Raw genomic sequence first — 11,111 nt, 5'->3', positions numbered from 1 at the left:
CAGCTTGTTCAAGTATATCCACAGATCGCAAAGAACGAGTATATCATTGCCGACCGCTGAGCTGCCTCATGGCTGCCCGCGAAGAGATAGTTTTTGCGTCCCAGTGCAACGGGTCTTATCGCATTTTCGATGCTATTGTTGTCGATTTTCAGACTTCCGTCTTTTAGGTATTCGGTCAGCGGATCCCATCTGTCGGCTGCATAATCCATCGCTTTGCCGATCTGGCTCTTGGGTAAAGTATTCTTTATTTCCTTTGCGATCCACATTCCCATTTCATTGATCACCGGAAAAGCTTCCTTTAAGCGCAGTTCTTTGACCTTTGCAGTATCCAGCCCCATCTATTTGGCCTTTCTTTCTGTTTCATATAATTTCTGGATATAGGTCAGCGCCTTTTGGGACCGCGGCGCATCGTTGTTCAGCGCGCGCTCGAACTCACGTCGGGCATGTGCCCAGCAGGCAAGATGGGTGACATCTTTTTTCTTGCCGTAATTCTCGTAGACCGCATAGCCGTCCGTCTGCAGATAACCTTTAAAGGTTCCCAGTATAGGCAGGGGCGCGCTGCTCCCACGGGTTGGACTATAGTCGAACAGCACGGTGCCGTCCACAGGTGCATGGTATACCAATAATACCCCCGATGGGCAGCGCCCTTTTTATCGCTGTCCAGTACTTTTATAGGGGTCTCATCGACCTGTAAATAACCTTGTGATTTTATATCGAAGACCAGTTGATCATAGAGTGGTTCGAGTTTGATAAGGGCTTCTTTTGTCCAGCCCTCGATGGTAGAGGAAGGGATCTGTATGTTTTCTCTTAAAAAGCGTTGCTTCTGCCGGTATAATGGTAGGTGGTCCATGTATTTATCGGTCAGGATCATCGCCAGCAGACCTGCTCCGGGAATGCCCTTGTCGATGACACGCTCGGGCAGTTCTCCGATCTTGACGCCTTCTCCGTTTTTAGCCGCATATTTATAACGGATATAGCGTTTGATATAGAACTTGGCCGGTTCGCATTCCAGTTCCTCCGTAATTTCCTTTCCGATACATACCATATTCGACAGGTCTGCTTCGGGATGGATCTCGATTTCTTCTACAGGGAGATGTTCGGGCAACTTTGTACGTCCTTTATGGTTCGGGCGTGCACGGATGTATTCAATCTTTTCTCTGGTTTCTTCCTCTTGCTGTTCTATGTCGGCAGCTTCAGCCTCAAAAGGGAGCAGCGTCTGGTTAGGATCGCCTTGGAAACGCTCTCTTTTCTGTCCGTACTGCATCCGTTGGAACATCTCTACCTGAGCCTTGAGATAGTCCCGTTCCAAGGTAAGACTGTCGATTTCTGCCTGTTGTTTCTTTGCATGATGGAGATGGGCACTTTCTCCGGCAAGCTTCTTCCTTGCCAGCTTGAGAAGTTCACTCCTTGAGAGGTTTTCCAGTGCCGTTTCCATACCTTAAAGATACGGATTTGCCTGCATTTGTGCAATCAAAAAAGCTGTTTTTGTGGCAATGAATAACGTTTTTTCTGTATACTTTTTACAACCTGGACGCCCTCGATGAGCAATACCAGATCGCTCCATGACAGTTCACCATTCTTAAGTGCAGATGTACCAAAAGTACCCTGCTCCAGTCGTTTGTAATAAAGGACAAAGCCCCCGTGTTCCCAGTGCAGAAGTTTGATATAGGTACGGCTACGGTTCAAAAACACAAATACCTCACCGCTGGTCGGCTGGCGCTGCATCACCGAAATGACCAGGCCGCAAAGACCGTCGAAACTCTTGCGCATGTCGCAGTGGCCGTCGTAGAGATAGAAACGATGAGAAGACCCTAACGAAAACATTAGTACAGACGGATCAGCTGCGAGAGAAGGGCAAGATCATTTTCGATCTTTATACGTACCCCATTGGGATAAATAACTTCAACATCGTTCTTTCTGTTGTCCTTATCAATTGTTATAAAGCTTCCGCTAGTCATATTGTTTTCTTTACTGCGCGAAAACCAGTAATAAAAGGTGGCTTCGTTGATCCCATTTTCCGCGCAGTAAGCTTTCTTGCTTTTTCCGCTCTGTTGCCAGTCCGATATCATCGAAAGCATCTGTAATCTTTTTTCTTCTTTGCTCATACAGCAAAGCTCTGCATTATAGCTCGCTCAAAAAATATGCACTTGGTCGGGCGGATACTTTTTGTCGGAATATTCAATTTATCAATCCATGTGATTATAACATGTTAAACAGACTTCGTTTTCAGATATTACGTTTCCTTTACAATTTTTGTTCGAGCAAATTTTCCGTTGTACTTTATATTCTCTTCTGCAAATTAAACACTCAATTTTATTTGATGTAGGCTTATTGGGCGAGAGAAAGGACCATTTTGGATTTATATCTATACTTAAATGTCTACTAAGCCAATATGAACATTCAGGACAAGAATATCGTCTACTATTAATATCGTAGGGTAAATATGATTTTAACACTCCTTTAGGAACAGACTCTTCAATAAAATCTAAAATTTGATAAAAGTAGGCGCTTTCTAAATCCATATCCCAAAAGCCAAACGTAGGATCAGAAGTAGACATATCCTTAAATAATTCTATCCATTTGATAGGATTATAAAAATAAGATATAATATTTAAGATTTTTCCAATAATATATTTGTATTCTAAGTTATCTATTCCCGTGCTATGAACAAGTTTGTTACGCATGATCCTCAATTCTTTGTATTCATCAACAAATGCAAGAATTGGGAAATTCTGTGGTAATACAGCACAGAAAACTCCTAATAAATTTTCCCCTGATATTGTTTGCAATTCGTCAAAATTGCGATCGGTTTTATTAGGGAGCGATGGCCAATCATATTTATTGTTCTCAATCAACAACAAAGCGCTTTTTTCTGTGATTTTACTTTTCATTAAATATTCTACACCTTGAAATAATACTATTAAGGAGGTACTAACGGTAATTCCATTATGTTTCCAATAATCTTCAATAGTGATTTCATAGTTATCGAATATCTCATCTTGAATAAGTGCGTTTACATTGTTTGAGATATTAAAAAGCATTTCAAATGATTTCCAAAGACATTCTAATCCTAATTTCTCAAACCTATCTGGTTTTGGTATATTTTTAATCATTTAAACAGGGTATTTCTTTATTTTAAAAGAATGTATACAGGGATAATCGAGATAAATTTGGATATTCTAAGCCTAGTCTGGATAATGTGCCAAAAGAAATTTCATGAATTAGGGTCGTCTATTATTTTTTGTTGTGGAAATCCATATAAAATTGGGTGCGAAAACCACCTAAAGAATAATCCTAAGCATGTTGCTCTCAAGTTTCTATTTTATACTAAGTTCATTTTTTAAGACATTTACAAAATCTCTAAAAAATATGCATTTGGCCATAATTTTATTATAGTCTATCTCTGCAAATAATTCCCTGCAGTCAGATTCCACATATCTCCGTCGGCCTTTACTAGTTTCTCGTTTTAGTTTTTCTTTAGGGTCTTTTATACTAGTTGGATCTTTAGAAAATGTTAGTTTAGTTCCATATTTACGATTGATTAAATTAATATCAGCGAAAAGTAAAGCTTCCAATTCCCATACATTTAGTAAAATAACAGCCTTACAATTATTGGCGTAATCCTGTACTTTTTGAAACCAAATATTCCTCGAATCAACCTTAAGTTTATCAGAATTAAACCCATCTAAATCTCTAATACACACTAACAAATCATACTTTTCTATTTTAGTCTCCGCTGTGATCTGTTTAAAAAATTTAAAACTTTCTAATCCATCTCCCCTTAATTTTTTACAAAGGGTTTTAAATCTTATTGCAGAGCCAAATTGAGGTTTTAATAGATTTTCAAGAGCTACAGTATCATTTGGATCCTCTCCGATTAAGCCAATTACCTTCATTCTTCTAAATCTGAATAAACCCAATAATCGCTTAAATAACCCACCTCTTCAACATAAGTTCTCGCCTTTTCTCTTTCATCATTTGATAGCCTTCGTATAGATGTTCCGGAGTCTTTTGAATATGATACTATTTGAATTCTACTTAATTCTTCAATTTCAACGTAATTTAAAACTAAAGGAGAATGAGTTGATATAATAATTTGATTGAAGTCACTACGTTCCTTAATGAATTGCATTAAAAGATCAAATTGGTGGGGATGTATTCCTAACTCTGGCTCTTCTATCAAAATTACGCTTTCTTTCAAATCTTGTATTTGGGCAATAATATAGAATAATCTTTTTGTTCCATCAGAAAGATTGTTCCACGGTAACCAAGTATCATTTACGAAATACTCTATCTTGATGTTTTCAACATTAAAGCGTAGTTCGTCAAAATAAATATTAATATTTGAATTAAAACGTATATTCTTTATAGGGGTGTATTTTGAAAGTACACGGATAAATTCATCACTAAAAACAAATTTTGACTTAATATAATCAGTTGGAATTTCTTTTATCATATGGGAGTCAATTTGATCTGAACTTTTATTCTCGAAAAAATCTAAAAACTCAGTTTCTATGTTCCAAAAATAACGGTCTAAAAAATTATTTCCGATAGAATATATGCCTTCATACATATCAAAATCGATGATCAGCTTACCAGGTAAATCAATGAATTCAGGAGAAATAGGTAGATTGTACTCTAAGAGTATCGTACGAGGAAAAGTTAACATTACTGATCGTAGAGCATAATTATAAAAAAGTTGGCGAGATTTTACTATTAATGTTCCTTCGGATTCCCCAGCTAATAATTTTCCTCTATGATTTAACGGCAGATAAGTGCCATTTAAGGTATAAGTTCTTTTGAAAAAATACTTTTGACCAGGATTAATTTCTATATCTTCCGGGCTAAAAGCTTGTCTTTCATAATTCACTTCGAACAAATCGGCCCCGCTTAAAGACTCCATTACAAAGGATAGCGCTTTAACGTGACTATCCTGAGGTAGCCCTTTCGGCCTTAAAGCCTCTTTTACAATATAAAGCAAATTTGACTTTCCTGCTCCATTCTTCCCAATAATAATATTAAGGCCATTATTAAAATCAGCATTTATCTTATGGATTGATCTAAATCCAACAACTGCTATATTTTTCAAATAAAGACTTTCAATCAGTTTTTTAGTCATATACAAATGTAAAATTTATTGAACAAAAATCTACAATAATAGCGACGTCGAATCTTTGATGACCTTCTTTTGTATTATTTTGAAAATTTGAGCGTAAATATCTGTTACTGTCCGACCTTCTAGACCGAATGCATGACTCAGATCATCAGTTTAATATTTTATTAAATTTTAGGCTTAGTAGTAGTCAAAATAAATACAAGCCATACGCAAAATACTAGCGAAAATCCGATCCAAGGAGTTTTCATACTAAGGGCGGAGAAAAGCCCAATAGTCGATAGAATACAAAAGAGTAAGAATAATAATAAGGTCTTCATAATTGTAAGATTTAGAAATAATGAAATTATACTGCAATGAACTTCATCGCAGTATATACTTAAGCAGCTTGTTTGTTCTTATTTTTCTTTTTCTTCGATTTATTTTTTTTATCTTTTTTTGAGTCGATTTTTCTCAGAATTCTCATTACCTTTTTTTGGACATCATCAACAATTTTCCAGTCTTTTTCTATATAGATATCTGTTACTCTATTCCCTTCGTCGACATGATTTAGAGCGAGTGAGACATCATCTTTATTTAAGCGGCATCTATTTCTAGCAGTGTTTGCAAAAGTATGTCTTGCCCAGTACAAGGTGAGATTTTTAATTCCGGTTAGGTTACGAAGGTGGAGCATTCCCTTTGATAATGCATAATTAAGGTAATTAGGATTTCTATATCGATTTCGTAGTTTTTCGATATATTTTTCGAGAAGTGGCCTCGCTTCATCAATTATTCTAATGCTAATAAAGGCATTGTCTTTTCTTAAATCCTTAGTCTTTTTTCGATTGTAATCTATTCTACCATTTCTGATATCTGATCTATTTAAGTAGTATAGATCAATAGCATTAATGCCACAGAGGTAGAACGATAGCATATAGAGTTCTTTGGCTAATTCAGCTCGACTGTTGGCTACTGTAGGCCAATCCCTTAATTTTAAAACATCATCAATTTCATTGTTTCTGTTTTTTGTGAGAGGGGGAGAACCAACCTTATATTTTGAAAAAGGGTAATGTTTGATTCGATAGATCCCCAAATCTTCGTTGTTGTATTTTCTTCTGGCCTCGTTAAAGAGGGTTCTTAAATCTCGCATGTGATTGTGAAGCCCACTGTCCGATAGACCTTTCTCAGTTGTTATGACTGGATTTCCAAATTGATTAATCCTAGTCATGATTCTATCGGACTTCAGGAATCGTTCATACATAAACAGCATGTTTGAATTTATTTCCTTTATGGATACAGTCTGTCTTTTAAAATAATCAACAAGGCTATTGCAGATAGCTGTATGATTCTTCGCAGTTCCTGTTCTACCATCAGCTTTTAATCGTTCGATATGTTCCCTACAAAATGATATGAATTCTACATCCTCATCCATATCTTTTAGGTAATCTTTTAAAGCTTCCGCTGTAAAATATTCAAGTCTCCCATCAAGTTCGCTAATTGCTTTACGGTATTCTTTGAGTTGGTCATTTAACTTATCAAGAACAAAGCTGTCTTTGATCTTTTTTTCTTTAGTGAGTTGCTTCTGAACAACATAGTGATTGGTGTCCAAAAACTTTCTTTCTCCCTTGTGATAGACACAGATTTTTACATTGTAGGTGCCATCGGATTTCTTGTGGTGTTCATAAACTTTCGCGCTTACGGTTGCCATAATTTTTTTCTTTAGCACGTAAAAATTCCCGTTACATATTTGTTACATTTTTACGTGAAGTTCAACAAAAAACTATGCAAAACTGGCCGAATAGGGTACTTTACCCATGGCCATCACATCAATGGAAATTGATGCGAAGAAACGAAAAAAGCGGCTTTTTCGCATAGAAAAGCCGCTTTTTTGCTTTGTGCTCCCACCTGGGCTCGAACCAGGGACCAAAAGATTATGAGTCTTCTACTCTAACCGACTGAGCTATAGGAGCAGGTCTTTTGTTTTGTCAATTTAAACAGCTGTTGTGCCGTTTTGACGATGCAATTATCGATATTTGTATTGATATTTCAAAATAATTCGATGGAAAAAATTAAAAATATTGTTCTTGATTATGGGAATGTGATCTTTATGATCGACTTTGTAAAATTGAAAGATGCTTTTACTCAGTTAGGTATAGAAAATGTTGATGCCGTATTTGGACATCATGGTCAAAGTGCACTTTTTGATAATTTTGATAAAGGAAAAATTGATTCGACGCAATTTCGTGAAGGGATAAGAGAATTAACCCAAAACCCAGCACTGACGGACGCACAGATTGATACGGCCTGGAACAGTTTACTGATCGGTGTACCACAGGGAAATCATGAGATTTTAGTCCAGTTGAAAGATCGATACCGTACCTTTTTGTTAAGTAACAACAATGCAATTCATTATGCCTATTGTATGAATGATATTCATGAGAAATATGGTGTTGCCGACAATGAAGGTTTTTTTGAAAAGACCTATTACTCTCATTTGGTAGGGATGCGCAAACCTGATGCGGAGATTTTTGAATTGGTTATGCAAGAGCAACAATTGGATCCGGCGGAGACTTTATTTATTGATGACAGCCCTCAACATCTAGCGACAGCAAAACAATTGGGTTGGCATACGGCATTGTGTACGAAGGAGAAACCGCTAAGAATTTTGTTGGAAGAATTCGAATTGCTATAAAAAATAATTTTGTTTTCCTTTTTAAAAATAAATAGCTTACCTTTGTCCCACTTTAAATTTAAAAGCGGCGAAAGGAGGTATATATAACGCATGATTATCGTAAATGTAAAAGAAGGAGAATCTTTAGATAGAGCATTGAAACGTTTCAAAAAGAAATTCGAAAAAACTGGAGTTTTAAGAGAGTTGCGTTCACGTCAAGCTTACGAAAAGAGATCTGTAACTCGTCGCATTCAAGTGAAAAAAGCGATTTACAAACAATCTTTGAATCAAGATGTAGCTAACTAATTGATTCGCTGAGAATTTTAAAATATAAAGGGAAAAGCAATGCTTTTCCCTTTTTTTTGTGCTTTTAAGTTTGTAATTTAAGCTATATAGCAAGGGAAAATATGTTGGAAAAGGAGTTTATTCGGTTTTTGCAGATTGAAAAAAGGTATTCAGAACATACGGTTATTGCCTATAAGCATGAGTTGGAGATGTTCCAGTCTTTTTTGGATCGTGAGGGACTGACTGTGCAGGATATCGTATACCGTGATTTACGTCATTATTTCGCGCAAATGGTAGAGTCCGGAAAAAATGCAAGTTCAGTCAACCGGAGTATGTCCTCCATGCGAACTTATTTTAAATTTTTGCAAAGAGAAGAGTGTATTGCAAAAAATCCCATGACGCTTATTAAAGCGTTAAAAACTGCTAAAAAATTACCGGTTGTTGTTGAAAAGGAAAAGCTGGTCCGTTTGTTGGATCAGATGGGGCAGGAGCAGGATGGGTTTGAATCCTGCCGCGATTATATGGTTATGGAATTGTTGTTCGGTACCGGGATTCGGTTGGCAGAATTGTTGAAAATTAAGGAGCAGGATATAGATTTTTTTAATAAAAATATTCTTATATTAGGTAAAAGGAACAAAGAACGCTTGGTTCCGATCAATAATCTTTTATTGAAAGAATTGAAAAACTATTTGCAACAAAAGGCGACGCAATTTGTTGATACTAATAACAGCTTACTAATCGTTACGAAAGAAGGAAAGCCAGCATATGCCAAGCTGATCTATGCTATTGTACATCGGCAATTGACGCTGATTTCTACTCAAGGTAAGAGAAGTCCTCATATTTTGAGACATACTTTCGCAACGGCCCTGTTGGACAACGGGGCGGATTTAAATGCAATTAAAGAGCTGCTGGGGCATGCAGGGCTTGCGGCAACACAAGTGTATACGCATAACTCAGCAGAACGATTGAAGTCAATTTATAAACAAGCTCATCCAAAAGCTTAAAAAAAGGAGGAAAAATGAACATTACTGTGCAATCCATTCGATTTACTGCTGATCAAAAGCTAATCGAGTTTATCAAAAAGAAAACAGGAAAATTGGAGCAGTTTTTGGATTCCATTATTGGTGGCGAATGCTACCTGCGATTGGAAAATGTCGATGATGAGGCAAATAAAATTTCAGAAATTAAATTAAATATCCCGGGAAGCCAGCTTTTTGCGAAAGGGCAAGCGAAGAGCTTTGAGGAGGCGACAGATATTGCTGTCGAATCCTTGCGTAGACAGATTAATAAACATAAAACAAAGACAAAAAATACAGTTATCAATGGACGTAATGAAGTTCTTACCCTAGAGGAAGAAGAAGAGGAAGAATACGATTAATAACTATTAAAATATAGATGTAAATGTAGGAGGTCAGTTATAGAAACTGGCCTCTTTTTTTGTACCGCTCTATTGTAATTGGTCCGTAAGAACCTAACGTGGATTTTCGGGGCTGTTGATCCATGTGAAATTAGGAAGGATTTATTTCCATTACTCGCTGAAAGGCTTATTTATATTAAATCAAAATAATCTTCTGTTTTACTTGGATTGATTATAAATAATATTTATTTTTGATCGATTTAAATGATAAGGGAAATAGAAATGTCAAAATTGGTTTGTCCGTTAGCACATGTTGAGGAAGTGTTTTCAACTATAGTAGGTACTGTTTATCAATGTAGCCGCAAAAATTGTTTCTGGTTGGAATATAATAATGAAACAACGTCTTTCTCGGTATCGGATTTTTTGAAATTTAAGAAACGTATCGATGGGATTGATGTTGAGCATATGCTTCATGATACAACACGCTCATCTGATTTTGAAATCATTATGCCTTTTCGTACAGAAAGATGTTTCATCTTAACTGTAGCGGATGTGCTCCAGTTGCGCGAATTATTAGATGGCGCTAAATTTATGATGGAATTGAATAGCGTTGTCAGAACTTGTTTGCAGGTTTCGCCATTTGCGGTTTTCGCTTAGGTAGTATATATAAACGAATTTAAAAAGCGGTGTACGTCTATGATGTACACCGCTTTTTGTTTTGTGGTGACCTTATTTAATTTTAATTTAAATAAGTCTCAATGGACTACCTTTTGTTTTTTGGTTGGCATTCCTGATTTTAAGTCCTTTCTGCCACTTATTGTTTTATTTGATGGCTTATTGAAAGTATCAATATTACGTATTTGTAATTGTATTGATTCTAAACAAGTTGTGGTTTGTTTGTCTAATTTAGACTGAATTTGTATTACATATTCTTGATACACATTTTGAATATCTGCTGTATCTTTGTGATGTAGTCAGGTGATCATGTGTTTCACTTGTTCATGTTTTAGAAATTAAACTTAAGGTAAATATGAAAGATTTATTGAAATTAAAATCTTCTTTGAAAGAAGAGATCGAAAATATATTGAATGCACAGATTAAAGTTGAAGCTCATTCTTCAGCATTATATTTGGCAATGTCTTCATGGTGTGATGATCAGGGTTTGGAAAATGCTTCCGAGTTTTTTGCGAAACAATCCAACGAAGAACGCGAGCACATGTTGAAGCTTTTCAATTATATTAACAACCGCGGTGGTCGTGCAATTTCTCCGGAAGTTACAGGTATTCCTCAAGATTTTGAATCATTCCGTGGTGTATTTGAGCAAACATTGGAACAAGAGATGTTTGTTACTGAACAATTCAATAATATTGCGGATAGATGTGCGAAGGAAAAAGACTACGTAACTTTTAACTTTGTTCAATGGTTCTTGGAAGAGCAAGTGGAGGAGGAGTTTGTTGCAAGACGTATTCTTGAATTATTCGATGTAATCGGTGAAGATGGTACTGGCCGTTGGGAAATTGATAAGCACCTCGTTAAGGTTACCTTTGCGGGTGAATAATAAATTGTAAAAAATAGTGTAAGAAACGAGCTGTTGAGAAAACAGCTCGTTTTTTTTATATACAAAATCACAACTTTTTACGTTAATAGCTTAAGAATTCTTATATTGAATTGTATTATTGCAAAGTCTATTTGATGGAACTAAAGGA

12 protein-coding genes, 1 tRNA gene and 1 pseudogene are annotated in these 11,111 nt (G+C 36.1%); 6 read left to right on the top strand and 8 right to left on the bottom strand.

Annotated elements, in window-relative coordinates:
- Positions 1-20: 20 nt before the first annotated feature.
- From tnpC to B3297_RS12335, 8 genes and pseudogenes are all read right to left on the bottom strand, one after another.
- Positions 21-1,435 (bottom strand): annotated as a pseudogene (gene tnpC / locus B3297_RS12370) (IS66 family transposase); the annotation flags it as partial.
- Between the two features lie 35 nt (positions 1,436-1,470).
- Positions 1,471-1,824, bottom strand: coding sequence for an IS66 family insertion sequence element accessory protein TnpB (gene tnpB / locus B3297_RS12365; RefSeq protein ID WP_286778952.1), 354 nt, complete (start codon positions 1,822-1,824; stop codon positions 1,471-1,473).
- Positions 1,824-2,105, bottom strand: coding sequence for an IS66 family insertion sequence element accessory protein TnpA (gene tnpA / locus B3297_RS12360; protein ID WP_165308903.1), 282 nt, complete (start codon positions 2,103-2,105; stop codon positions 1,824-1,826). Before tnpA ends, tnpB begins: the two co-directional genes overlap by 1 nt.
- Positions 2,106-2,186: 81 nt before the next feature.
- Complete coding sequence (locus B3297_RS12355; protein ID WP_286778951.1) at positions 2,187-3,113, bottom strand: hypothetical protein; 927 nt, start codon at positions 3,111-3,113, stop codon at positions 2,187-2,189.
- Between the two features lie 204 nt (positions 3,114-3,317).
- A complete protein-coding gene (locus tag B3297_RS12350; protein ID WP_286778950.1) occupies positions 3,318-3,896 on the bottom strand; it encodes a DUF4276 family protein in 579 nt (192 codons plus the stop codon).
- The gene (locus B3297_RS12345; RefSeq protein WP_286778949.1) at positions 3,893-5,119 is read right to left on the bottom strand and encodes an AAA family ATPase; all 1,227 of its coding nucleotides are present in this window, start codon (positions 5,117-5,119) and stop codon (positions 3,893-3,895) included. Before B3297_RS12345 ends, B3297_RS12350 begins: the two co-directional genes overlap by 4 nt.
- A 373-nt stretch (positions 5,120-5,492) precedes the next feature.
- Complete coding sequence (locus B3297_RS12340) at positions 5,493-6,800, bottom strand: site-specific integrase (RefSeq protein WP_286778948.1); 1,308 nt, start codon at positions 6,798-6,800, stop codon at positions 5,493-5,495.
- Positions 6,801-6,988: 188 nt separating this feature from the next.
- Positions 6,989-7,062, bottom strand: a tRNA-Ile gene (locus B3297_RS12335).
- An 89-nt stretch (positions 7,063-7,151) separates the two neighbouring features.
- On the opposite strand from B3297_RS12335, the gene B3297_RS12330 reads away from it, so the two are divergent.
- The 6 genes from B3297_RS12330 (at position 7,152) to B3297_RS12305 (ending at position 10,963) form a co-directional block, all read left to right on the top strand.
- Complete coding sequence (locus B3297_RS12330) at positions 7,152-7,784, top strand: HAD family hydrolase (RefSeq protein ID WP_175441966.1); 633 nt, start codon at positions 7,152-7,154, stop codon at positions 7,782-7,784.
- Positions 7,785-7,874: 90 nt separating this feature from the next.
- Positions 7,875-8,069, top strand: coding sequence for a 30S ribosomal protein S21 (rpsU, locus tag B3297_RS12325; RefSeq protein WP_046672133.1), 195 nt, complete (start codon positions 7,875-7,877; stop codon positions 8,067-8,069).
- A 101-nt stretch (positions 8,070-8,170) separates the two neighbouring features.
- Entirely contained in the window at positions 8,171-9,052 is an 882-nt protein-coding gene (locus tag B3297_RS12320) for a tyrosine-type recombinase/integrase (protein WP_070563761.1), read from the top strand.
- 14 nt (positions 9,053-9,066) lie between these two features.
- Positions 9,067-9,426 carry a ribosome hibernation-promoting factor, HPF/YfiA family gene (hpf, locus tag B3297_RS12315; protein WP_070563758.1) on the top strand — a complete coding sequence of 120 codons (360 nt, stop codon included), beginning with the start codon at positions 9,067-9,069 and terminating at the stop codon, positions 9,424-9,426.
- A 261-nt stretch (positions 9,427-9,687) separates the two neighbouring features.
- Complete coding sequence (locus B3297_RS12310) at positions 9,688-10,062, top strand: DUF6686 family protein (RefSeq protein ID WP_070563755.1); 375 nt, start codon at positions 9,688-9,690, stop codon at positions 10,060-10,062.
- A gap of 373 nt (positions 10,063-10,435) precedes the next feature.
- Positions 10,436-10,963: a ferritin gene (locus B3297_RS12305; RefSeq protein WP_070563752.1), complete on the top strand. Its 528-nt coding sequence runs from the start codon at positions 10,436-10,438 to the stop codon at positions 10,961-10,963.
- Positions 10,964-11,111: the final 148 nt, after the last annotated feature.

The organism is Sphingobacterium sp. UBA3519 (assembly GCF_002377215.1).
Taxonomy (GTDB): Bacteria; Bacteroidota; Bacteroidia; order Sphingobacteriales; family Sphingobacteriaceae; genus Sphingobacterium; species Sphingobacterium multivorum.
This window is presented reverse-complemented; position numbering and strand designations above follow the sequence as displayed.

Bases quoted from the DNA above. Each gene is read 5' to 3' on its own strand.
- B3297_RS12355 (WP_286778951.1), bottom strand. From the start codon at position 3,113: ATGATTAAAAATATACCAAAACCAGATAGGTTTGAGAAATTAGGATTA.
- tnpB (WP_286778952.1), bottom strand. From the start codon at position 1,824: ATGTTTTCGTTAGGGTCTTCTCATCGTTTCTATCTCTACGACGGCCAC.
- B3297_RS12320 (WP_070563761.1), top strand. From the start codon at position 8,171: ATGTTGGAAAAGGAGTTTATTCGGTTTTTGCAGATTGAAAAAAGGTAT.
- B3297_RS12310 (WP_070563755.1), top strand. From the start codon at position 9,688: ATGTCAAAATTGGTTTGTCCGTTAGCACATGTTGAGGAAGTGTTTTCA.
- tnpA (WP_165308903.1), bottom strand. From the start codon at position 2,105: ATGAGCAAAGAAGAAAAAAGATTACAGATGCTTTCGATGATATCGGAC.
- B3297_RS12345 (WP_286778949.1), bottom strand. From the start codon at position 5,119: ATGACTAAAAAACTGATTGAAAGTCTTTATTTGAAAAATATAGCAGTT.
- hpf (WP_070563758.1), top strand. From the start codon at position 9,067: ATGAACATTACTGTGCAATCCATTCGATTTACTGCTGATCAAAAGCTA.
- B3297_RS12305 (WP_070563752.1), top strand. From the start codon at position 10,436: ATGAAAGATTTATTGAAATTAAAATCTTCTTTGAAAGAAGAGATCGAA.
- B3297_RS12350 (WP_286778950.1), bottom strand. From the start codon at position 3,896: ATGAAGGTAATTGGCTTAATCGGAGAGGATCCAAATGATACTGTAGCT.
- rpsU (WP_046672133.1), top strand. From the start codon at position 7,875: ATGATTATCGTAAATGTAAAAGAAGGAGAATCTTTAGATAGAGCATTG.
- B3297_RS12340 (WP_286778948.1), bottom strand. From the start codon at position 6,800: ATGGCAACCGTAAGCGCGAAAGTTTATGAACACCACAAGAAATCCGAT.
- B3297_RS12330 (WP_175441966.1), top strand. From the start codon at position 7,152: ATGGAAAAAATTAAAAATATTGTTCTTGATTATGGGAATGTGATCTTT.